Source organism: Reichenbachiella sp. (assembly GCF_965233835.1).
In the GTDB taxonomy this organism is placed as follows: Bacteria; Bacteroidota; Bacteroidia; order Cytophagales; family Cyclobacteriaceae; genus Reichenbachiella.
Genome location: NZ_OZ247585.1, coordinates 3,673,146 through 3,696,567, shown reverse-complemented (window position 1 = coordinate 3,696,567; position 23,422 = coordinate 3,673,146). Strand labels below are relative to the sequence as shown.

Here is a 23,422-nt window from a genome sequence, read left to right as displayed (position 1 = left end):
GTTGATCTTGAAGAAAGAATTCAAGGGAATACAAATGGTCAATATCATTATAGTCAAAATCTTCGTCCCAAATTTTATCTTGTGATGAAGGAGAGTACTTAAATAGCTGACTGAAAACCTCTTTAACCTTCATTATGATGCTACAGATTGAGTAAGGAAAATTATAGCTAACGTCCAGCTATCATCCGTAAGCTGGACTTTTCAAATTTCTACTAAAGTATCGGATCAAATATGCCCTTGCAAATAGCTCAGTTAGCTTATGGATGATAGTGTCTGTTAGCAGTTTGTTTAAGTTCTTTTTAGATAATCAATAGCTTTATGGTGTGTATTTGGTTCTATTGCTAAAGTGAAATGGTCTGTATTTTTAATCTCAGAATATTCGCCATTTACTAATTTCTGTGCCACCTGCTTCCCTTGACCAAGCACCAGATCGTTTTCACCGCTAATTATTAATGTTGGAACCTGAATACTCTCAACCTCTTCGATGGACAAATTAGGATAACTTGCCTTGCTAAAGGCTTTCATAGATTCTCTGTCCAATCCGAGTTCCTTGAAAAAGGACCAATATGCGGAAACATGTTTAGGTAAATGGTCTGGGAAAGTTTCAAAATCAAATACTTTCCCTAGTCCTTGAACAATTTTTTCGAAAGGAGGTTGACCGATGAGGACATCTCCAGTGCCAATAAGTATTGCTTTTGAAAAAAAATCAGGATGTTTATGCAATAGGTTGAGCGCGATAACTGTACCCATCGAATAACCCATTATAACTGCTGATTTCAGACTCAAATGATGAATTAAATTCATTACGTCATTTGACAAATTATCTAAACCATAAAAGCTAGGATCAGTACTTCTATCACTGTTTCCATGTCCTCGGAAATCAAGGCCTATCACCTGAAATCCATTATTTGTCAAGGTGTCGACCCACCCAGTTTGGTAATAATTGTAGTTGAAATCAACACAACCTCCATGAGGGAGCAAAATGGGATTACCCTCTCCGTATATCTTGTAAGTCAGTGAAACGCTATTGCTGGAAAAGGTGCTCATACTTTTTTAAGTTCTATAATTACTGCTAACATTTATGTAAGTGTAACTAGTTACACTTATTTCCATTATGGGTGTAATTTATATTTTTTGCTTTTCTCAAAATACTGACAGGACCATTGGGTGCTGATGCCAATAGCTACCCGAATATAGTGTCATTAGAAATATTATACAATTCTAAGAATTAATTGATGGCGAATGTGGAATCATTTATGGAGGTTTGGCGTTGTGTCCAGATAATATAGGAATAAGAGATGGTAGAAGATCCGATGAATTGCGAAGATGGCGCCTGTGAAGTGCCCGAAGTTGAGAGTAAAGCCAGTGAAGTAGCTTCGGATAAGAATGGAGATCGCTTGATCTATGTTGGTGACCCCATGTGCTCGTGGTGCTGGGGGATTACCAATCACTTGGAGCGATTGAAAGAAGAATACAAAGAACAGTTCGGTTTTGAATTGATATTAGGAGGTCTTCGTCCTGGCGGCGGCGAAGAATGGGCAGAAGACTTTCGCGCCATGATTCGTCAGCATTGGGAGCATGTGGAAGAGGCATCAGGTCAGCCGTTTGATTATAGCTTTTTCGAGCGCGAGCAGTTCAACTACGATACCGAACCATCAGCCAGAGCCGTAAGGGTAGTGCGAGATATGGATGCATCGAAGGAGTGGTCTTTCTATAAGCGATTGCAGCAAGCTTTCTATGCGGAGAACCAAGATGTGCATGACCTCGCGACTTATAAGCTGCTGTGTGAAGAGTTAGATCTAGATTACAATACCTTTGAATCTTTATTTTTATCTCAAGGCTACAAGCAGCTGGTATATCAGGACTTCGCCCGTGCCCAGCAAATGGGTGTTCGAGGGTTTCCTGCGGTAGTGCTCAAAAAAGGAGAAGAGTATTTTGCAGTGAGTATGGGCTATTCGGATTATGATAAAATGAAGTCAACTGTAGAAAGCATCCTAGCCTAGGAATTATTTTAGAGCGAGGTATGTTGAAGATAGATTAATGATAGGTCGTATAAATTGATTTTATGAAAAACAGAGGAATTATACTGTTTCTGATTTTGGCATTTGCAGCAAGTTGTGGTCAGTCTCAAAATCAAACTGGTAATCAAGCAGCAAGTTTGACTTCAAAAAAATTATCGAAAGACGTAAATCTAAAGCGAGCTTATTTTGCTTCAGGGTGCTTTTGGTGTGTGGAGGCCATCTATGAATCAGTCAAAGGGGTAGAGGAATCTATTTCGGGTTATGCCGGTGGGCATAGTAAGAATCCCACTTATGAAGCTTCTAATACGGGGAGAACAGGGCACGCCGAAGCGGTAGAGATTTTTTACAATCCAAGTGTTGTGAGTTTTGCTACATTGGTTGATGTCTACTTTGGCTCGCAAAATATAACTCAAGTGAATGGGCAGGGACCAGACCGAGGATCTCAATACCGATCCATTATTTTTTATCAAAACGAGGAAGAGAAACAAATCATTGAATCCAAAATTAAACTACTCAATGAGCAACTAGCTCCTGAGAAAGTTGCTGCAGAAGTCATGGCCTTTGAACAATTTTGGGTGGGAGAGGATTATCATCAGAACTATGAAAGGCTTCACCCTAATCAGGGTTACATCAGGGCGGTATCTATTCCCCGGCTCAATAGGTTTAAAGCAAAATTTCCTGACTTGATCAAAGATGGCCATTAAGGAAATAGGTTAGAGATCAATCATTTGACCTTCTTTCACAATATTAAATCCCTTTTTTAAAACTTGTTTGCGCTCTGGCGAATTGAAAAGCGCGGGATTGGTATGGTTGAAATGAATGAAATGCACTTTGGATTTTTCCTTGATTGGTAAGTCCTGGAGCAATTCCATTGTTTCTGAGGTGAAGGGGTGCGGTATTTTACTCATGTCTCTTCCCGGCAATTCGCCATCAGCGAAGAATGATGCGTCCAAGAAGGCATAGTCAACTTTTTTTATCTCCTCTGCCAAATCTTTATTCCAAGTCTCCCATTTATTGATGTCTGGAATGAATAGGATCGTTTGATTGAGTCCAGCAATTTTAAAGCCTACAGTTTCAGAGTATTCATCACGATGGGGAACGAGAAACGGAGTGACCTTGGTAGATGCATTTAGCCTAACGGATTTTTCATTTTTCAATTCTTTCAGTTCAATATTGTTGAGTGATACTAGCTGACTCCACGGGCCATTGTTTTCCAAGAATGATTTCATTTTGGGCATCGCATATACAGGGATAGTTTTCGTTCCCATTACTTCACGTCCCAGATGAATCAAACCCGAATAGTGCCCAATGTGTGCATGGGTGAGAAATATACCCGATAGCTGATATCCCAAAGTGTCCAAGGCGCGCATCTGGTCTTTGAAGTCAGGTGTAGCCTCGAATAGCCAAGCCTCTTTGGATTGGTTATTCAGAAGGGCCAGGCAAGTAGGATGTTGCTTGGGATTTTGGCCCTTCCAATACGCCTTGCAGCAGGACTTCTTACACCCAGCTTGTGGGTAGCCAGCATCTTGTGCAATGCCAAGAACAATGAGCTTCCAATTGTCTTCTGATTGGGCACATCTTAGGTTTGAAAATGAGAATAGGATTGAAAAAAGAATTATCAACCGCAAATGATTTTTTTCAAAATGCAACATCATCAATCGATTCGGTGTCTGTTTAGTTTTGAAAGTTAAATATCATGTAAAAAAAAGAAGATGAAGAATTTAATTGCGATAATGCTGTGTGTGATGGTTATGCCTTCTGTGGCACAGGTTGACATGGAATCAGTAAATAAGCTGGTCAACAAGAGAGAAGTACAATCACACATAGCGTTTTTAGCTTCGGATGAATTGAGGGGAAGGAAGACTGGAAGTAGCGAAATTGATATTGCAGCTAAGTATTTGAGCACACAGCTAAGTGCTTATGGAGCAGAGCCCGTCGAGGGTTTATATTTCCAATCTGTGAAATTCAATCAAGTCACCAGACCCACTGGCCTGCAGATAAAACTTGGGGATAAATCGTTAGCAGATTTAATATTACTTGATGGAGGCAATAAAACATATGAGGGACGTATCGTTTACTTGGAGTTTGGGAATCAAGAGGATTTTAGTTCGACAGATGTAGCCGGAAAGTTGGTCATCGTTAAGGCCGGACTTTCCGAACCAGTGGATCCAAGGGCTGCCTTTTTTGCCATGAAGCAAAAGAGAGCATGGGCCATCGAAAAAGGAGCTATAGGTCTTGTAGAGGTACTTGTGATTCCACAAATGATGAGAGATCAGTTAAAACACTTTCTTGATAAAGATGTTCGTGTTTCACTTCAGAATGAAGAAAAAAACGACTTCGTGCATATTTGGGCTCTTGAATCAGCACCATTGGAAATGAAAAAAGGAAAAGGTGTTAAAGGGAGTTTAACTGTTGAAGGTGCAGAAGAAAGTGAGTTCGTGTCCAAAAATGTATTAGCTAAAATTGAAGGTTCTGATGAAAATCTAAAGAACGAACATATTGTATTTACCGCTCATTATGATCACGTAGGTGTGGGTATTCCAAATGCAGAAGGAGACTCTATTTTTAATGGCGCCAGAGACAATGCTGTAGGCGTAGCCACAGTGCTAACAGCAGCTAAATATTTTGGTCAAAACAAACCTAAGAGATCGGTATTGTATGTCTTGTTTACTGGCGAGGAAGAAGGGATACTAGGGAGTCAATGGTTCGTTGAAAATGCACCCTTGCCCTTAAATCAAATGGTGTATTGTTTAAACAGTGATAATGCCGGCTATACAGACAAAACCGCAGCAACCATTATAGGAATGGAACGCACAACGGCTAAAGACCTGATTCAAAGTGGAATTGAAGAAGCGGAGTTGTCAGTAATAGCTGACCCTATGAAGGAGCAGGGATTGTACGAACGATCGGATAATGTCCACTTCGCTCGGGCTGGAATTCCAGCGGCTAACATCAGCATGGGCATTTCGAATTTTGGTCCAAGCATTCAACAAGTGTATCACAATGTATCAGATAACCCTGAAACTTTAGATTATGAGTACCTCACCAGATATACCAGGGCATATGTGAATGTGGCTAGAAAAATAGCCAACGCGAAGAAAACTCCCTATTGGTCTGCTGGGGATGCATATTTTCAGGCAGGAGAGACTTTGTACAAAAAATAGACCGAGGTAATAGATCATCATCCAGATTACGCAAGGCATATGGCTAGCCACATGCCTTGCGTTTTTTTGTAGGCATATGCCATCATTTCACAACCTGCAGCCACGGTTCACGATTACTGCGATAGAGTCGTTATGTTGCCGTCATACATTTGGGGGAGGAGCGAGGACTAGCTTTCATTTTAAAATTTGATTTTCTATAAACTCATTTGTTCTGACTTCCATCCAACTAAATTCTTGTTGTGATAGTGAAAACCCTAAATGGGAACCATATTTTGGTGTTTCTAAAAAGACGAATGGGTGATTCTTTACTTTTTCATAAGGATAGCATCTTTCTCCTAAGATGGGATCATTCAGTGCATTGACGATCAAGTTAGGTTTGTTGATCTGGTCAAGGTAATTAATGCATGAAGACTTTTTATAAAAGTCTTCAATGGAATCTAAGTGGTGAAATCGAAGAGTGTAATACTTGTGATAGTCATCAAAAGATCTAATAGAGTCGATCGGAATACTTTTAACCTCATCAAAAGCATCAGCTTTGAGTCTGAGTTTGTCCTTTAGCTTTTTTACAAAGACTTTGTCATAAAAACCAAAATAATGTTGTTGAACTGCAGTAACACTATCCTTCAGATCACAGGAAACAGAAAATGAAACCCCACCTTTGATTCGATCATCGAGGTTTTCTGTAGCCCCCAGGTATTTGTTTACCAAACAACCGCCCATCGAAAACCCTAGTAGTATAATTTGATCATACTGTTTTGTGTTTAAAGCATGATCAATGACTGCTGAAAAATCATCTATACCCCCATAGTAATATTGTTTTGGAAGTCTGTTGAGTTCAGAACCACACCCTCGGTAACTCCATCCCAGATAGTCCCAGTTTTTCTGACTAAAGAATTTAGCTGATCGTTGGATGTAATGTCTTTGGTGGCTTCCTTCCAGACCGTGACAGGCAATTAGAAGTTTACGATTATTTCCTTTTAACCATCCCAAGTCTAAAAAATCCCCATCTTCTAGTTCTAATCTCTCATTCTCAAAGGCGACTTGATCTGTTTTGTTGAAAATAGATGGAATGATTGTTTCTAAATGTCTGCTAGGGAAGTAGAAAGGTCGGTTGGTGTATGTACTGTTGCTTATTATTGGCACGCAATTGATATATTTAATAGACTAAAAATATTATAATTAAATGTTATAACATGATGATAATCGAATCTTTTGATTCCTGCATAGCTCATGATATAAGCTGAATATGATTTACGCTTTTCTATTTTACTGGATGATTCTTTCAGGTATGCCTGTTCATATAGAATCTATTAAGTTAAAAAGTGGGACTGAGGATTCAATTCCAACCTTTGAGACTATCGATACAGAGCTTCAGTTTAAACAAAGTTATTGGGCAGAGGTCAAAATGGAGATTCGAACAAGCGGAGATTATTTCATCGTTGGAGGTAAGAAATACCTCCGGTCTATGGTCTTCTATAATGATAGAGGAGAAAAGTTAAGCACTGGAAACTTTGTGAGAGTTGAATTGGATAGTGGCACTCAAAAGGTCTTTATATTTTATCCATTTCTAGACCCAAAAGAAGACGGAGGAGTTGCTCTTTCTGTTCTTCCGTCGGCCAGGTACCTAGAGCAGGAGGCCCCGAGTCAGATGGTTAAAACTGGTTTTTTGGTGATTGTATTTTTCTTATTTGTATTGAGTCTGGCGTTTTACATTGTAGTCCGAGGTACAGAAATCATCTATCTGGAATATGCGCTGTATTTGTTTTCTGTCTACTATTTTTTCGCCTACCAATATGGCTTTTTTGGCTATTACTTTGATTGGGTCAACTATATCCATCCCTCTTTGGTTTGGATTACTTCAGCCTCTATAACCATTACTTATACCTTGTTTATTCAGTCGTTTTTACATCTCAAGGAAAAAGATTTGTTATTGTGGAAAGTTTTGAATGGTGGCATTGGGTTCGTGTTTTTTGTTGTAATAGTAGAGTCCATTTCATTTGCTATAGGATATGATATTCAACATTCAATATTTTTCACCTTCTTTTCATTAGTGGTGCAAATGTGCTTCATGCTATATAGCCTGAGTAGGATTTATAAACTCAAATCAACTTTGAGCAGGATTGCTTTACTAGGAGCCTCCATTTTGGTTTCTACCACTCTCTTTGGTCAACTGGCTTCAACGCTGAAATTGGTCGATCAAACAAACTATTTTGTCATGGGGGCATTAACGATGGAAATTTTCATTTTCAACGTAGGAATTGGGATTCGTATGGCACTGACAAATAAGCAGAGAGAAAAAACTCAAAGCTTGTTGATTGACCAAATGAGAGTAAACGAGCAGATACAAAGTGATCAAAAAGATCAACTCGAAATAGCAGTGGCGCAGCGAACAGAAGAGTTAGCAGAAAAGAACGAGCAGAATGAAATGCTATTGGCAGAGATTCATCATCGGGTAAAAAACAACCTTCAAACCATCAGTAGTTTTCTTAGTATTCAACAGCGAAAACTGAAAGACCAGTCCAGCAAACAGGCTATTAAGGATAGCAAAAACAGAGTGATTGCTATGGGTTTGATTCACGAGCACCTCTATAAAAATGCTTCTTATGCCGAAATCAACTTTGCATCTTATTTGGAGGAACTGGTTAAAAATCTGGTGAACATTAGTTCAAAACCTGACGAGGAGGTCGATCTCAACTTTAGTATACCTCCAGTTCAAATGGAGGTGGAAAATGCTATTTTGCTAGGGCTAATTGTTAACGAGTTGATTAGTAACTGTATCAAACATGCTTTTCCCCATGTCGAACACCCTAAACTCAGCATTGATATGAGTCAGAGAGAACAACATACCGTATTACGGGTATGGGACAATGGCAGTGGCAAGGTTGACGATTTGGGTAAATCTGATTCCTTTGGTTGGAAAATAGTAAATGCACTTGTGGATCGATTGAAAGCATCTATTCAATTTGGGCACAACGAAGGGTTCGTAGTCGAAATTCATCTTGACTCAGGATATTTTAAAACAAACCAGGACATGGTATAGGCATTTGGTATGGTAAGTTGTTCTTCAAAATAGGCAATTGATTATATTACTATTTGAATTCCAAACTGACTAAAATGCGCATTAACGTATTGATCGTAGAAGATGACCCTATCACAGCTCAAGATATAGCTGAGGTGTTGGAAGAGTGCGGCATGCACATTACCGATAGTGTATCCTCTGGAGAAGCTGCTATTGAAGCTATTCAGCTTAATAAGCCAGATGTTGTTTTAATGGATGTAAATCTGGAGGGAGAATTGGATGGAATTAATACTGCCCTCAAACTGAAGGAGAAGGATAATATTCCCTTGATATACCTGACAGCCAATTCGGATAAAATAACCGCGAGCAGGGCCATCAGTACACAGCCAAGTGCATTCATTACCAAGCCATTTGATGAGACCGCGATTGTTTATGCGATCGAATTAGCTTTTAGTAATCATATTAAGGATGTGTTTGATTCTGGTCAAAAGGATTTGATCAATAATGACTGCATCTTTTTGAAGAGTGGCGACAAGTTTGAAAAAGTGATGCTACTAGATATTCTCTATATTCAGGCAGATGGTAGCTACTCTCATGTGTTCACAAAGCATAAAAAGTATTCGTCTTCCAATAATCTAAATTCAGTCTGGAAAAAGCTCACTCACCCAAACTTCATCAGAGTGCATAGGTCTTACATGATCAATACTGACAACGTAACGGGATTTGATGTAGATTTCGTCTATTTCGATGAAATTTATATTCCGTATAGCAAAAACAATCGAGAACAAATACTTCAAAGATTTAACCGAATGGCTTAAAAACTGGTACCCTAGAGTTAGAGTACCAGAGGGTTGTGTGGATTATTTTAAAACTATCTTCTTCACTATATGGTTTTCGTTGGTGTTGATTCTGAATAGATATACTCCTTTGTTAACATTACTTAAATTCAATTCTAAGTTAGACCCAAAGTAACTTCCGAAGTTTTGAATTTCTTTACCATCTAAAGATAAGAGCTGAATACTAAGTGCTCGTTTGTCATCTAGTTTGATTTTTACTAATCCGTTTGTTGGATTAGGGAAAATGTCAATACTGCCAATTTGATCGGTCACTACTGTAATTGTTGCACTAATGCAATCAGAGACAATATTGCATTCACCATTATCAATTTCAACTGCAAAATTCCCACTCTGATGAGCTGTAAAACTTTGATTTGTTTCTCCATCAATTGGGGTGTTTCCATTATCACAGTCCAGCCATTGATAAGTAGCTCCCGAAGCATTCGCTGTAATTGTATTTCCTGATTGTGTCAATGAATTTTCAAGCCCTGAAATGATCGCATTTTGAGTTTGTGTAGTAACATTTCCATTATCATCTTCAAACGACCATGTAACTACAGTTGTTCCAATCTCCGTTATTGGGAAAATGACATCTGTAGTGCCGTTAATTGTTCCAATACAATTGTCACTGGCTGTTGGTGATGTCGGCAATGGTATTGAACATTCGTCTGTTAGATCTGGTAGCGATGATGCAATAGGAGTGGGAGCACTCTGATCATTTATCGTTACTGTTTGATCTTGACTTGAAGTATTTCCAGCTGCGTCTTCATAGGTCCATGTGATTACTGTATTTCCTTTAGTACTAATTGGGAATGCAACATTAGAAACCCCATCTATGGTGCCAGAACAGTCATCTACTGCTGTAGGAGCAGTGATAGACTCTAAAGCGCATTCTGAATTGATATCTGATAGGTTTTCAATATTAGGAACAGGAGCAAGAATATCACCGACATTGTCAGCCAATGGCCCGAAACCATCAGTTCCTGTAGCACAGTCATCGCACCCATTTGTATCCAAATCTCCACAAATAGATGGGTCTAATGAGTCCAAATCATTGGCGTCTAAAACGCCATCATTATCATCATCGGTATCGCCGGAGTCACAGATTCCATCGGAATCCGTATCTGTTCCGTCATTGTTGATGTCATAAGTGCCAGAAGCACAATCATCACAGCCATCGGCATCTGTGTCTGAGCAAATCATGTTGTTTAGAGGTGCAGAGTCATCAGTGTCTAAGACGCCATCATTGTCATCATCCGTATCACCAGAATCACAAAGTCCATCACTATCTGTATCTGTTCCGTCATTATCGATGTCATAAGTGCCTGAGGAGCAATCGTCACAACCATCAGCATCTGTGTCTGAGCAAATCATGTTGTTTAGAGGTGCAGAGTCATCAGTGTCTAAGACGCCATCATTGTCATCATCCGTATCACCAGAGTCACAGATTCCATCACCGTCTGTATCGGTTCCATCATTAGCGGTGTCAAAGTCAGCCAATGGGCCAAAGCCATCTACTCCAACCGAGCAGTCATCACAACTATCAGAATCAGCATCTTGGCAGATAGTAGGATCAAGAGGGTTAATATCCGCAACATCTAATACTCCATCATTATCATCATCAGTATCGCCGGAATCACAAAGCCCATCACCATCTGTGTCTGTTCCATCGTTGTTAGTATCGAATGTACCAGAAGCACAATCATCACAACCATCAGCATCGGTATCTGAACATATCAGGTTGTTTAAAGGTGCAGAGTCGTGAGTATCTAAGACACCATCATTGTCGTCGTCTGTATCACCGGAATCACAGATTCCATCAGCGTCCGTATCGGTTCCATCATTAGTGGTGTCAAAGTCAGCCAATGGGCCAAAGCCATCTACTCCAGCCGAACAGTCATCACAACTATCAGAATCAGCATCTTGGCAGATAGTAGGATCAAGAGGGTTAATATCCGCAACATCTAATACTCCATCATTATCATCGTCGGTGTCGCCAGAATCGCAGATTCCATCGGCATCTGTGTCTGTTCCATCATTGTCAGTGTCAAAATCGGCCAAAGGTCCAAAGCCATCTACTCCAACCGAGCAATCATCACAAGTATCTCCATCGTCATCTCCACAAAGTGTAGGGTCTAAAGGAGCATAATCGGCTCCATCTAATACTCCATCATTATCATCGTCAGTGTCGCCGGAATCACAAAGCCCATCCCCATCTGTATCTGTTCCATCATTGTCAGTGTCAAAATCGGCCAAAGGTCCAAAGCCATCTACTCCAACCGAACAATCATCACAAGTATCCCCATCGTCATCTCCACAAAGTGTAGGGTCTAAAGGAGCATAATCGGCTCCATCCAGTACACCATCATTATCATCATCAGTATCGCCGGAATCACAGATTCCATCAGCGTCTGTATCGGTTCCATCATTAGCGGTGTCAAAGTCAGCCAATGGGCCAAAGCCATCTACTCCAACCGAACAATCATCACAAGTATCCCCATCGTCATCTCCACAGAGTGTAGGGTCTAAAGGGGCATAATCGGCCCCATCTAGTATGCCATCGTTATCATCATCAATGTCTGACAAATCAGCTATTCCATCTCCATCAGTATCGATTATAGGCACGGTGTTTTTAAAAACCGATACCGAACCTCCATTACCATTTGCCGAAACTAAATCAGCTTTGCCATCACCGTCTAAATCACCTAGGGCGACTGAATAAGGTTGAATGTCTGTTTCGAAATCAATGTTGGCTGCAAAACTGACTGATCCGATAGTACTGGTATTTCTAAGTGTTGATAGCGTGTTCCCACTTGGGTTCGCAATGGCTAAATCTGTCTTTCCATCTCCGTCTATATCCCCCATGGCTACTGCCCATGGGCCAGCTCCAGTTGTAATGTCGACTTTCGAGGCGAAGCTGATTGCACCACTAGTACTGGTATTTCTTATTACATTGATGAGGGTGCTATTGCCATTTGGGAAATTAGGTACAACTAAATCAGGTATGTTGTCACCATCAACATCACCTATACTAAATGATAACGGATGTTGTCCAGTTGCAACCTCAATACTAGTAGCATAGCTGATCACACCATTTGCGCTTGTATTTCTCCAAACATATAGAGAATTACTGTTGGCATTTGATACAACTAAATCTGCTTTGCCATCTCCATCCAATTCCCTAATGGCTACTGATGTGGGAGTAGTTCCAGTCACCAAATCTAACTTGGCTGCGTAGCTAATCGCACCAATTGTGCTGGTATTACGAAAGAGTGATACGGTATTGCTATTTTGATTAGTAACTGCAAGGTCAGCTCTGCCGTCACTATCCACATCTCCAATAGCTACCGATCTTGGTTTTAATCCAGTAGCAAACTCTTGTCCAGAGGAGAAGTTGATTGTTCCTATAGTACCAATATTACGATAGGTAGAGACCGTGTTGCTATTGAAATTAGCAACTGCCAAATCTAGTTTTCCGTCCCCATCGAGGTCGCCTATAGCAACTGATATTGGATTTAGTCCTGTTCCAAAATCATATTTAGGGGCGTAGCTGATCGAACCGGCTGTGCTAGTATTGCGAAAGATAGATATAGTATTGCTAGCTTGATTTGCTACCGCTAAATCTGCTTTTCCGTCCCCATCTAGGTCACCAATAGCTATTGAGAATGGAGTGTCTCCGGCAGTATAATCCATTTTTGAGGTGACTGAACTTGCATCAATTCCCTCTCCTCCAAATGTTACTTTGAAGGGTGAGGAAGAGTAAGCTAGTAATCCATTTGCAAGAATTGTAATTGGCATGTAGCTTGCCCCTGAAGGAACGGTGACAGTAAGCTGAGTCTTCGATGCAGTTGATACAATGGCCTGAGTAGCTCCAAAGAAAACAACATTATTAATAGGTGTGGAGTCAAATCCAGTTCCCACAATAGTGACTGTAGTCCCAATCGGTCCATTCATTGGAGAGAAGTTCGAAATGGTGGGTGGTGAAATGATACTAACAATCCAGTCCTGAAAAGTCGTACCATCTTCTGCCGTTACTCTATAAGTTATCGGAGAGTTGTAGTTATTAATAGTAACGCCACTTGTTTGAGGAGATAGGCCAATATGAACAGATGCGCCAGGTGAAGTTGAAAATGTTGATACCAAAGAGGAAACATCAGTTCCATTCGGCACTACAACGTCTATAGTGTGATTTGATTCATCAATAACTGCCGCTGTGATTTGTTCTGGAATACTAAAGTCAATAAAATTTGTTTCCGTATTTAAGGATCTATAACCAGCTACAAAAGCATCGTATGTTCCAATGGGAGTAAGTTCCAAAGTTCCAGCGCCTGTATCGAAGTCCGTAGTTCCATAAAACTTACCAGTGACAGCTGTACGACTTGTTCCATCCGTGTCGATTCCATAAACTTCACAATTGTTCACAGGATTTAGTCCACCTGACCACAAATGGTTTCCCAACAAATCATAAGAAGCCAAAAAGCCATTGGTTCCTCCTGTAGAAGTTAAAAAATTGGAACCGTCTGGATTGAAATTTACATTTGTGCCCCTGAAATTGCCACCCACGAATATGGCTGTGTTGTTGGTCGCAATAGTATGTCCTACATCACTGGCATATACTCCACCTGCTCGAAAAGCCCATTGAAGGTCTCCTGAAGTATTGTATTTACAAACAAATGCATCTGCATTACTAATTGGGCTACTGGTTAATGTGTTGGAGGTTCCTCCAGGGTTGAAGTTTACGGCATTGGTAAACTCACCAGTTACGTACATATTGCCATCATTATCTACGGTGCAATCATGAACTCTGTCGATACTGCTTGACCCAAATCCTTTGGCCCATTGCAGACTTTCTGATCCATTATACTTTGCAATAAATCCATCAGGAGAGGAACTGTTGGTCGAGGATATGTTTGTTGGAGTGCCATAAGGATCCATATCCATTGTTCCTTGGAAAAAACCAGAGATATATATGTTGTTTGAATTATCAATGTCAATTCCGGAGCCATGATCTGTGAATAACGTGGTCTCTGAAGTACCAATTGTAACAACATAATTGAGCAAGTATGATGTATTGAATCTTGATATAAAGATATCGTGACCACCGTTTGAAGATCTATTAATCACTGCTGCGCTTGGAGCAAAATCAACGGTTTGTTCAAAGTCTCCAATAATGTGAACTTCTCCTGTACTTCCCACTTTTATATCATTACCTTGGTCATATCCTGCTCCCCCCCAAGCATAAGCATTTAGAAAATTACCATTGGGATCATACTTAGCCCAAAATGCATCGACACTAAATTCTGAAAAGGAGGTAAGGTTGTAGGTGTTACCAGAAGGATCAACATCAACAGTGCCTGTGAAGAGCCCAGTGATATATATGTTTCCAGAGGCATCTATATCTACGCCATTGATACCGTCAGCTAATGTCTGGCCTATTCTAAACCCCCAAAGATAAATGCCATCTTTGTCGACTTTGGACACATAACCGTCAAAGTTGCCTTGAGAAGTGTGGTTATCCGAACCTGATCCGGGGTCCAAATCTATGGTGCCTTGAAAGAAACCTACACTGATCACATTTCCAGATGGATCTATCGCAACGGCTTGTCCGTAATCTGTCGCCGTACTCCCGAGACCATTCGCCCATTCCAGGATTGGATTTTGTGAATGTAAATGAAGTGAAAGAAAACAAAGGGTGAGTATAGTTGAAATTCGCATTTTAATAATTCCAGGTTTAAAAATGAGACATGCTGTTAAGCATATAAACTTTATTATTTTTTGGACTGTACTAGACGTTAAGCTCTAGATTAAAAATGCTGCTCTGTGAAGATCACAGATCAATAGAACATATTGAAGGGTTGTATTGTTAACTCATAGAATTTCTTTCTGAACAGGTGTTTTTTCTTTGTGAAGCAAATAATTCAGATAACACCTTGCCTGCAGCGCAAATAAGACCTTAGACTAAATGATGATAATTGATTAAATTTATTTGATACCTAACCAGATTAAGAAAGCGTGGAATTGAAGTTACATTTAATGATTGCAGATCTCAGACAAAGAATTGCGACCTCTCCGGTTCTTGCAGATTTCACCAATGCAGTTTTCTTTGGTATACTCTCCCTGCTTTTTGGGTCCGTAAAAATTCAAATGCCAGCCTTCGAAGGTATTACCGCTGATTTTAGGGAGATACCCTTATTGATTGCTGTTTTTTACTTGAGGTCATTTTGGTGGCTCTTCTTGGTTTGTGGTATTACCATTCTTACACCTTCTTCCATTAGTTGGGTCACTGTATACTGGATGCATCTTTGGGCATTAGCTTTCGCTTGGTTTGGCTATCACAAGTTCATTAAGTATGATGAAGTCGATTGGCGCAGGGCATTGGCCTGGATCATTGTTTCATCTGTCTATTATCTTGTTTTTGTTGTTCCTCTGCTTTTGATTATCAATCAGTGGATTTCGCCAAATCCGGACTTTGTGTTTTTTGATACTTACTTGAGGATGCTTCAATTGATTAAGTATGAGTTCGTAGTGACTGTATTGGTCACCACTATGTATTTAGTTCAATTAGATATCAGGAGAGAATTGATCATTCATGAGTTAACACTCGAAGAACAAGTAAGAGATCGTACGCAAAAATTGGCTTCGGCCAATGAAAAGCTTCAAAGCATGAACGAAAACCTGGATGATCTAGCCATACAGCGATCTCTTAAAATTAAAGATCAGCTCAATACATTGAATAAATACGCTCATATGAATTCGCACGAACTTCGAGCTCCCTTATCCAATATTTTGGGACTGGTTAGTTTATTGAAAAAAAAGAATGATGAGACGGAAAGGATCATGCTTATTGATAGTTTGGATACCTCTGCTGAGCGATTAGATGAGATAATCAAGCAAATGAATGAACTGTTGGAAAAAGAAATGAAATTACCCGCGGATAGAGAGAGTAAGTGATTCCCTTTTTATTTCCCATTGGGAAGGGTGATTTTAAAAGAAGAACCTTTTCCTTCTTCAGATTCCACGTTAATGGTTGCATTCAATTTTTGAGAGGTTTCTTTTACTACATATAGACCGAGGCCAGATCCCACGCTGTGATCATTAGCTCTGAAAAACATATCAAATATATTGTCTAATACATTTTTAGGTATCCCAAGACCATTGTCTACTACTGATAATTCTATATGCTGGTTATTTTGACGCATAATAACTTTTACCATTGGATTCGGCTTTCTAGAATCAGAAAACACTACAGCATTGTGTAGTAGATTTCTCAAGATTACCTTCAACCGAGTTTCATCAGATAGAATTTTTTGATTGGAAGAAAAGTCATACTCAAGTGAGATACCATTTGATGTAATTCGTTCTTTCAAACCATCCCAAATACTGTCAATCATAGTTTTGAGTTCGAACTCGCGATACTCAATTTTGTCATTTTTATTCTTGGAGTAATTAATTAATCCATTAATGAAATGATTCATTTTGTCTGTGCATTGCTTGATAAGACGGAAATATTCGCTTTGCTGCTCGGGATTCTTTTCATCAAGGGCCAGATTGACGATTCCCATAGTAGAGGTGAGAGGACCACGAAGGTCGTGTGAAGCACTATATACAAAGTGATCGAGTTCTGTATTCATCTTTCTCAGTACCTTGTTGGTCTTTTTTATGTCATGAACTCGCCACTTGTAAAATCCAAAAAACAAGCCGATAAAAAGGAAAATCAAACCCAATCGAAACCAAAGGGTTTCAAAGAAAAATGGCAGAACCGTAAAAGAAAGTTGAGATCCAGTTTCGTTCCAGATACCATCATTGTTTGAACCTTTTACTTGGAGGGTGTAATCACCATAAGGTAAATTGGTGTATTCTATTCGTCGATTTTTAGTGGGGCCATTCCATTGTTCATCGATGCCATCTAGTTTATACATAAATTCGACCTTTGATGGGACCAAAAAACTCAAAGAGGTAATGTCAAAAAGGTAACGAAATGTACCTGGTTTAATCTTGACACCATTTTCTATGGGAAATACGGAGCTATTATCAACTTGGACTCGAGTAATATATACTTTGGGTATCCTTTGATTCTTAATTTTTTGACTCGGATCAATAATGGCTACTCCTTCAAATGTTGGAATCCATATTTTACCCGTTTTTTTGTCGAAAAAACTGGGTGTGGCTCCAGTACATTCTTGACTTTCCATACCGTCATCTTCACCAAAATGTTCATACGAAACATGTGGTTTTGACCCACTGATAAAGCTTTGCAAATCAGACTGGCGAACTCGTATTACGCCAATTGGCGAGCTTAACCAAAACGTACCTGATTCATCACTGACCATATCAAAAAACTTTTCCATTTTGAGGGCTGGATGAAAAGTTACTTTTTCAGATTTGCCATCCTTAAACCTGAATAGTCCAATATTGGTAATCAGCCAGATGTTATTCTCCTTATCCACCATGATGTTAAAGATCAACGTGCCTGAGTCATCATTTTTAATTGAATAATTTTTCATTTCACCTGTGGGAGAAAGAACGCTGAGACCACCGGCATTGGTACCAATAAGTAAATTGCCCTCTTGGTCTTCATCAATCGAAAGAACGTAATTAGTGAGTAGCCCACCGTATGTGCTTTTGTCGTACACTATATGATCGCCAGCGGGATCGTACTTAATCAACCCACCATTTCGAGAGCCGAGCCATATATTTCCTTTCGAATCTTTGAAAATAACTCTTAGGTTATGATTAGGAAGACCGGAGCTCTCGTTTATATAAGTTTGTTGACCTCCATTTATCCTAACAAGGCCTCTATAATTGGCGATCCAGATTTCATCTTCTTCGAAGTGAATGTCACGTATCACGTCATTTCTAAATTCTTTTCTTAAGGCTAATTGACTAATTTTTTTTCCGTCGAAAATGTTGACGTTCCCATCTTGGGTTCCTATGTATATTTTGTCTTTATACCTATTGACAATATGTACTTGATTAGATGTGAGTCCATTTTTAATAGTCAAATTTGTAATTATGCCTGCTTTGAATCTTACAAGACCACCTTCATAAGTACATACCCATAAGCTGCCTTCTTCGTCAAAAGTAAGGTCGACCACTCGCTTTCCTGGTAACCCGTCGTTTTCAGAAAAAAAGTCGTAGATGCTTTCTTTTTTATTGTACCTAATGATCCCACGTTCTGTGCCTACCCATAGGATGCCAAAGTCATCAACGATGACATCATTTATGATGTCTTCTTCGAATGCAGGGATCGAGTTGATTTGATTTTCCTCAATTACATTCAATCCATTGAGGGTTCCTACATATACTGAGCTGTCTTTTGGGAAGATGGTACTAATATGATTACCTAGCAGTCCATCTTCAACTGTGAAATGTGTTGTTTTTTCATCATTGATGCAGTAGGCACCGCTATTGTCTGACGCGACCCAAATGTTTCCCTTTTGGTCTTCAGTGATTTGATGAATTGTGACACTTGGAATCTCTTTAACCTTTGATAGCTCCTGATTTTCATCAATCAGGTACAACCCGTTATTTTTCGCACCAATCCATAGCCTGTTTTTGCTATCAGAGAATATCGAAATGATGGCATTAGGTATTTGATTGTTTTTGGGATGTGGGAAGAATTTTTCTCCATCATACCCAATTATGCCACTTGCGCCAGTACTTAACCATAGTATCTCATCAGAACCCTGTGCACATTCATAAAAAGTATTTGACGTGAGGTGCGGAATGTTGGTTTGATCATAACTTTCAAATTTGTCGCCATCAAACTTTTGTAAGCCATTGTAGGACATGACCCAGAGGTAGTCATCTTTCGCCTGAAATACTGAAATAACGTTGTTAGAAACAAGCCCACTTTTGTTGGTCCAGGTGTCAATGGCCAAGTCTTGAAAACCATATTTCGGCTCAAAACCAACTTGTTGTTTTTCTTCACCTAGAACATTCACAGATGAGAGTAGTGATAGAAAAAACAAAATCAAGAAGATTTTCATAGCTGATAGTCCAAGTGTAGGAAACAAGAATAGATATAAGGTACAGAATTTTGACTATTTGGGAAAATCAGGAATTAGATTTTGAGGCTCTATTTCGATGTTCTGCTGCTTTGCAAAGCTGAGTGAGGTTTAAATAAAACTATCCAATGATACTTGGACACAATTAGTGGGAGTAAGTTTTAAGTACTAAATAGGTAGAGTTTGTAAGAGTATTTCTGTAATTTTATAATGACTGGATTCTGTCTAACTAGTTTTTTGGTTTTTGTTTGAATTGATAAATGGGCTTTCTAGCGATTGCTCTAGTTTTTTATTAAACCGTCATCAAATGAAAACTGTCCTACTTTCCTCTCTTTTGCTGTTTTGTTTTACGGGTTATTCCCAGCCTCAATGGGGTGCATCTCTCAACTTGTTGTTAGGTGCTAGTGAGGCTGCTTACGCTGATCCTCCTGATGGATACGCGGATATGAGTTCAGCGGTCATGTTGAGTGGTAATGCAGGATTTCCATGGGGAGATTGGCTATTAGGAGGTGGATACTTTCACGCTGTCCCAGGTATTGATATCGGTGGTTTTGATGCGAGTTTTATTGAGTTTGGCTTTTTTCTTGGACCACAATTTGAAATTGCAGATGATCATGAACTAAGACTGACTGCTGAGATTGGTTTTAGACAATGGTTTTCCAGTGATCAAGATAACATGTCTGCCCTTGGGACTAATTTTATTGGAACCTTTATAATTAATAAAGACAATAAAATTTCACCAGCAGTTAATTTAGGCTTCAATGCGCAGCCTGCAGGAGGGAATGATGATGTGTTTTTTAGTCACTCACCACAGATGTTTATCGGGGGAGGAATAATCATTCATACGGATTAACCGCTACATGTTTTGTTTATTTGGCAACAATGTGTGGGGCGGTTTGCAGGTCCCAATCAATAACTAGTCCCTCTGCCAATTGATCAGCAACCGTTTTGCCATAGAGCAGTTCGCATAAATAAAGTGCTGCTTCGAAGGATTTAGCTCCACCAGCAGAGGTGATAAACTTACCGTCATGAACGAACAACACAGAATCGTGAATGATTTGGTTGGGGTATTTTTTGCGATAAGCCTCAATATCTCCAGGGAAGGTGGTAGACTCTACATTAGTCAATAGTCCTGCTTCGGCTAATAGGAAAGCTCCGTCACAATGAGACGTAACAAATTGTGCTGAATAGGCAACGGATTTAACAAAGTTGAGCATAAGGGAGTCTTCCAAGTCTTTGTCCAAGTGCCCTTCTGCGCTTGGTACTACCAATATATCTATTGGAGGTAAGCTATCTGTTAGATAGTTAAAATCTGGTAGTAGTTTGATTCCTTCGAATGAGACAACTGGATTGAGTGTTTTGGCCACCAGAAAGACATTCATAGGTTTGATACTATCCCTGAATATCGTATGATGAAAAATGTCAAATGGTGCAGTCAATTCGGTATTGAACGTGCCATCCATTACCAAGAAGGCCACATTATAGCGGCCTTCTTTTATATTTTCATACTTATTGATGGATTCTTCTTTTGTACTAGTCTTGCTGCAAGCGATGCAGCAGGCCAAACACCATAGAAGAACTAAACTCCTCACTATTGAGGGATAGTTTGAAATTCTACCGGAGCTTCATTGTCTTTGAATGATGCTCTTGGTTTCAAGTTTAAGGTCTGGAACATTTTCTTGTCCATGTCTTCCTCTGGATTAGGGGTGGTCAACAATTTATCACCAGCAAAAATAGAATTGGCGCCCGCCAAGAAACATAAAGCTTGCTCTTCAATGTTCATCCTTACCCTACCAGCAGATAGTCTTACCATAGCGTTTGGCATAATGATTCTAGCCGTGGCTATCATTCTAATCATTTCCCAGATTGACACTCTAGGCTGATCCTCGAGTGGTGTGCCGTCTACGGGTACCAAGGCATTTACCGGTACCGACTCTGGGTGCTCTTCCAGGGTGGCTAGCGTGTGCAGCATACCTACACGGTCTTCATGACTTTCGCCCATGCCAATGATACCCCCAGAACAAACAGAAATTTTTGCTTTTCTCACATTGTCTAGCGTATCCAATCGATCATCGTAGGTTCTGGTAGAGATGATCTCATCATAGTGTTCTTCGCTCGTGTCCAGATTGTGGTTGTAGGCATAGAGCCCAGCGTCTTTTAGTTTTTCGGCTTGTTCTTCAGAAAGCATTCCTAGTGTACAACACACTTCCATTCCCATGCCGTTTACTCCTTTTACCATCTCTAGTACCTTGTCGAAATCTCGGTTGTCTCGAACTTCTCTCCAGGCCGCACCCATACAGAATCTGGTACTACCGTTTTCTTTAGCTTCTTTGGCAGAATCCAAAACTACATCAACATCCATCAGCTTTTCTACTTTCACATCGGTGTGGTAACGAGCCGCTTGTGGACAGTAGGCACAGTCTTCTGGACATCCACCTGTCTTTACAGAAAGCAAGGTGCAAACCTGTACTTCATTAGGATCATGATAGGCGCGATGCACGGTAGCAGCGCGATATACTAGGTCCATGACAGGTGTGTTGTATATTTCTGTAATCTCTTCTCTGGTCCAGTCGTTTCGAATGATCATGCTCAATAATCTTTATTAGGTAGTTAATATAATGAATCGCTAAATTAGAATATTTTGATTAGTTCAAGTGCAATTCAAAAGTTTTCATTTGCATGAAAGTCAAATATGTATTTGACTTATTTATTGGCTGTAGTTTGCTTGGCCCATCTTACAATATCAGACACTTCGAGAATTTGCTTTTTAGATGGGTTAGTTGTGATGTTGATCATGGCCAGACCCAATTCTTCCAATGTTGAAACATATTTAGGGAATAGTACCCTGAACACTGGATAAAGAAAGCCAATCCAGGAATAGAACGTTTGGTGGTTTTTAAGGCCTTTGGTTGGGTGAAGATACCCCGGACGGAACATATAAGCTTTTTTGAACGGTAGTTTCAGTAGGTCATTTTCCGTCTTGCCTTTTACTCTTGCCCACATTTGTCTTCCAGTTTCTGTACTATCTGTGCCAGCTCCTGAAACATAACAAAATGAAAGGTCTGAATTTATGGATAGTAGCTTTTGGGCAAAATTGAGTGTTAGGTCATAAGTCAGAGATCTATACTGATCTTCTTTCATATTGAATGCCGATACGCCTAAGCAGAAGAAACAGGTGTTGTACCCTGCGAGTTGATCCATAATAGGAGTCAAGTCTGTAAAATCTCCATGAATCACTTCTGTCAATTTCTCATGTGAAATGCCTCCGGGTCTTCGATTGATTATTAGTACTTTTTTTACATCGGGATGATGCAGGCATTCATGTAAAACGCCTTCGCCGACCATGCCCGTGGCACCAGTTAATATGACTTTTAGTTTCCTCTCCATTTAAGTCAAAGATACATCATTCACAACCCTCACTAAGTTGCTGGTCCTCAGTTTTAGTAACCGTTGGTATGTCTTGACCTGTGCCAATGTTGACGCAGCTCAGTTTAGGGTTATTGTGAATAGTTAGATGAACCAGCGAAGGAAGACTGCTTACGTCTAAATTGGTGAGAGAATTGCTGGATATCCACAGGTATTCTATGGACTTGTTTTCTTCGACGTTTAAGCTTTGAATTTTATTGTCAGATAAGACCACAGTTTCTAGGAGAGGATTTGCTCTAAGGTCAATGCTTTCCAGGTCGTTGGTTTTTAGAAAGATATTTTTCAAATCAACGGCCCCACTTAGATCAATTGTAGTAATGTCATTGTCACTGGCAAAAAGTACTTCTACTCCAGAGTTGCTTACGTCCAAGGCTTCTAGGTAGTTGAATGAAAGTTGTACGTTTTTCAATTTGGGTTTATCAGCTAATCCATCAACTACTATTAGCTCGTTGGACTCCAGCTGAACGTAGACTAGGTTTTCGTTTTTTGAAAAGTCAATTTCAGTTAGCAAATTGGCAATCATAGATACCGAATCCAGCTTCATGTTTTTCGATAAATCAACTGTAACGAAATCATTAAACGAAGCCGATAAATAAGTCAGGTTGGAGAAGCCTTCTATTCCGGTAAGGTCTAGAATCACCGTGTCTTGACTTGCATCAAGTTCTAATCTGGATATTGACTCTGCATCAGATTTTAATATTTGTTGATTAATGGTGGTGTCTGAATCTATGCCCTGCGCAATGAGTTGTGCTTCAAAACTTTCATCCGGGATTTGGATATATAAATCGGTGTTTGAGTGGTCATCTTGGTCGCAAGCCAGCAACCACATCGCCAATCCCAGATAAGCGATGCTTGAGTAAAATACTTTGGTCATTGAGTAATTATAATGAGTTTTTGAATTGTTGAATTATGGCATACGGGAAGGAAGGTAAAAAGATGGGAAATAGAA

16 protein-coding genes are annotated in these 23,422 nt (G+C 39.7%); 7 read left to right on the top strand and 9 right to left on the bottom strand.

What is annotated here, in order from left to right; all coding sequences use genetic code 11:
* Positions 1 to 288 precede the first annotated feature (288 nt).
* Positions 289 to 1,047, bottom strand: a complete 759-nt coding sequence (locus ACO6S2_RS15700) for an alpha/beta fold hydrolase (RefSeq protein WP_422359508.1) — start codon at positions 1,045 to 1,047, stop codon at positions 289 to 291.
* A 251-nt stretch (positions 1,048 to 1,298) separates the two neighbouring features.
* Between ACO6S2_RS15700 and ACO6S2_RS15695 the strand changes: the two genes are divergently transcribed.
* Positions 1,299 to 2,003 carry a DsbA family protein gene (locus tag ACO6S2_RS15695; protein WP_422359507.1) on the top strand — a complete coding sequence of 235 codons (705 nt, stop codon included), beginning with the start codon at positions 1,299 to 1,301 and terminating at the stop codon, positions 2,001 to 2,003.
* Positions 2,004 to 2,065: 62 nt separating this feature from the next.
* Positions 2,066 to 2,725, top strand: coding sequence for a peptide-methionine (S)-S-oxide reductase MsrA (gene msrA / locus ACO6S2_RS15690; RefSeq protein WP_422359506.1), 660 nt, complete (start codon positions 2,066 to 2,068; stop codon positions 2,723 to 2,725).
* A gap of 9 nt (positions 2,726 to 2,734) precedes the next feature.
* Here msrA and ACO6S2_RS15685 read toward each other — a convergent pair whose 3' ends face one another.
* The gene (locus ACO6S2_RS15685; protein WP_422359505.1) at positions 2,735 to 3,649 is read right to left on the bottom strand and encodes an MBL fold metallo-hydrolase; all 915 of its coding nucleotides are present in this window, start codon (positions 3,647 to 3,649) and stop codon (positions 2,735 to 2,737) included.
* Positions 3,650 to 3,733: 84 nt separating this feature from the next.
* On the opposite strand from ACO6S2_RS15685, the gene ACO6S2_RS15680 reads away from it, so the two are divergent.
* Positions 3,734 to 5,185 (top strand): M28 family peptidase, encoded by a 1,452-nt coding sequence (locus ACO6S2_RS15680; RefSeq protein ID WP_422359504.1) that lies wholly within the window; start codon positions 3,734 to 3,736, stop codon positions 5,183 to 5,185.
* 174 nt (positions 5,186 to 5,359) lie between these two features.
* Here the strand turns inward: ACO6S2_RS15680 and ACO6S2_RS15675 are convergent, their stop codons facing one another.
* The gene (locus ACO6S2_RS15675; RefSeq protein ID WP_422359503.1) at positions 5,360 to 6,328 is read right to left on the bottom strand and encodes a YheT family hydrolase; all 969 of its coding nucleotides are present in this window, start codon (positions 6,326 to 6,328) and stop codon (positions 5,360 to 5,362) included.
* Positions 6,329 to 6,431: 103 nt separating this feature from the next.
* Here ACO6S2_RS15675 and ACO6S2_RS15670 point away from each other — a divergent pair, with 103 nt between their 5' ends.
* Both ACO6S2_RS15670 and ACO6S2_RS15665 read left to right on the top strand, forming a co-directional pair.
* Positions 6,432 to 8,225 carry a histidine kinase dimerization/phosphoacceptor domain -containing protein gene (locus ACO6S2_RS15670; RefSeq protein ID WP_422359502.1) on the top strand — a complete coding sequence of 598 codons (1,794 nt, stop codon included), beginning with the start codon at positions 6,432 to 6,434 and terminating at the stop codon, positions 8,223 to 8,225.
* A gap of 74 nt (positions 8,226 to 8,299) precedes the next feature.
* Positions 8,300 to 9,022: a response regulator gene (locus tag ACO6S2_RS15665; protein ID WP_422359501.1), complete on the top strand. Its 723-nt coding sequence runs from the start codon at positions 8,300 to 8,302 to the stop codon at positions 9,020 to 9,022.
* Positions 9,023 to 9,064: 42 nt separating this feature from the next.
* On the opposite strand, the gene ACO6S2_RS15660 is transcribed toward ACO6S2_RS15665, so the two are convergent.
* A complete protein-coding gene (locus ACO6S2_RS15660; RefSeq protein WP_422359500.1) occupies positions 9,065 to 14,755 on the bottom strand; it encodes an FG-GAP-like repeat-containing protein in 5,691 nt (1,896 codons plus the stop codon).
* A gap of 318 nt (positions 14,756 to 15,073) precedes the next feature.
* On the opposite strand from ACO6S2_RS15660, the gene ACO6S2_RS15655 reads away from it, so the two are divergent.
* Entirely contained in the window at positions 15,074 to 15,991 is a 918-nt protein-coding gene (locus ACO6S2_RS15655) for a histidine kinase dimerization/phospho-acceptor domain-containing protein (protein ID WP_422359499.1), read from the top strand.
* 8 nt (positions 15,992 to 15,999) lie between these two features.
* Here the strand turns inward: ACO6S2_RS15655 and ACO6S2_RS15650 are convergent, their stop codons facing one another.
* Positions 16,000 to 19,029, bottom strand: coding sequence for a two-component regulator propeller domain-containing protein (locus ACO6S2_RS15650; protein ID WP_422359498.1), 3,030 nt, complete (start codon positions 19,027 to 19,029; stop codon positions 16,000 to 16,002).
* A gap of 325 nt (positions 19,030 to 19,354) precedes the next feature.
* On the opposite strand from ACO6S2_RS15650, the gene ACO6S2_RS15645 reads away from it, so the two are divergent.
* The gene (locus ACO6S2_RS15645; protein WP_422359497.1) at positions 19,355 to 19,900 is read left to right on the top strand and encodes a hypothetical protein; all 546 of its coding nucleotides are present in this window, start codon (positions 19,355 to 19,357) and stop codon (positions 19,898 to 19,900) included.
* Between the two features lie 16 nt (positions 19,901 to 19,916).
* Here ACO6S2_RS15645 and ACO6S2_RS15640 read toward each other — a convergent pair whose 3' ends face one another.
* From ACO6S2_RS15640 to ACO6S2_RS15625, 4 genes are all read right to left on the bottom strand, one after another.
* Positions 19,917 to 20,639 carry a DJ-1/PfpI family protein gene (locus ACO6S2_RS15640; protein ID WP_422359496.1) on the bottom strand — a complete coding sequence of 241 codons (723 nt, stop codon included), beginning with the start codon at positions 20,637 to 20,639 and terminating at the stop codon, positions 19,917 to 19,919.
* Complete coding sequence (gene bioB, locus ACO6S2_RS15635; RefSeq protein WP_422359495.1) at positions 20,639 to 21,634, bottom strand: biotin synthase BioB; 996 nt, start codon at positions 21,632 to 21,634, stop codon at positions 20,639 to 20,641. The genes ACO6S2_RS15640 and bioB overlap by 1 nt, the downstream gene beginning before the upstream one ends.
* A 116-nt stretch (positions 21,635 to 21,750) precedes the next feature.
* Positions 21,751 to 22,434: an NAD-dependent epimerase/dehydratase family protein gene (locus ACO6S2_RS15630; RefSeq protein WP_422359494.1), complete on the bottom strand. Its 684-nt coding sequence runs from the start codon at positions 22,432 to 22,434 to the stop codon at positions 21,751 to 21,753.
* Between the two features lie 16 nt (positions 22,435 to 22,450).
* Positions 22,451 to 23,347: a hypothetical protein gene (locus ACO6S2_RS15625; protein WP_422359493.1), complete on the bottom strand. Its 897-nt coding sequence runs from the start codon at positions 23,345 to 23,347 to the stop codon at positions 22,451 to 22,453.
* Between the last annotated feature and the right edge of the window lie 75 nt (positions 23,348 to 23,422).

Coding starts and splice junctions, on each gene's coding strand:
- ACO6S2_RS15700 (WP_422359508.1), bottom strand. CDS start 1,047: ATGAGCACCTTTTCCAGCAATAGCGTTTCACTGACTTACAAGATATAC.
- ACO6S2_RS15695 (WP_422359507.1), top strand. CDS start 1,299: ATGGTAGAAGATCCGATGAATTGCGAAGATGGCGCCTGTGAAGTGCCC.
- msrA (WP_422359506.1), top strand. CDS start 2,066: ATGAAAAACAGAGGAATTATACTGTTTCTGATTTTGGCATTTGCAGCA.
- ACO6S2_RS15680 (WP_422359504.1), top strand. CDS start 3,734: ATGAAGAATTTAATTGCGATAATGCTGTGTGTGATGGTTATGCCTTCT.
- ACO6S2_RS15670 (WP_422359502.1), top strand. CDS start 6,432: ATGATTTACGCTTTTCTATTTTACTGGATGATTCTTTCAGGTATGCCT.
- ACO6S2_RS15665 (WP_422359501.1), top strand. CDS start 8,300: ATGCGCATTAACGTATTGATCGTAGAAGATGACCCTATCACAGCTCAA.
- ACO6S2_RS15660 (WP_422359500.1), bottom strand. CDS start 14,755: ATGCGAATTTCAACTATACTCACCCTTTGTTTTCTTTCACTTCATTTA.
- ACO6S2_RS15655 (WP_422359499.1), top strand. CDS start 15,074: ATGATTGCAGATCTCAGACAAAGAATTGCGACCTCTCCGGTTCTTGCA.
- ACO6S2_RS15650 (WP_422359498.1), bottom strand. CDS start 19,029: ATGAAAATCTTCTTGATTTTGTTTTTTCTATCACTACTCTCATCTGTG.
- ACO6S2_RS15645 (WP_422359497.1), top strand. CDS start 19,355: ATGAAAACTGTCCTACTTTCCTCTCTTTTGCTGTTTTGTTTTACGGGT.
- bioB (WP_422359495.1), bottom strand. CDS start 21,634: ATGATCATTCGAAACGACTGGACCAGAGAAGAGATTACAGAAATATAC.
- ACO6S2_RS15630 (WP_422359494.1), bottom strand. CDS start 22,434: ATGGAGAGGAAACTAAAAGTCATATTAACTGGTGCCACGGGCATGGTC.
- ACO6S2_RS15625 (WP_422359493.1), bottom strand. CDS start 23,347: ATGACCAAAGTATTTTACTCAAGCATCGCTTATCTGGGATTGGCGATG.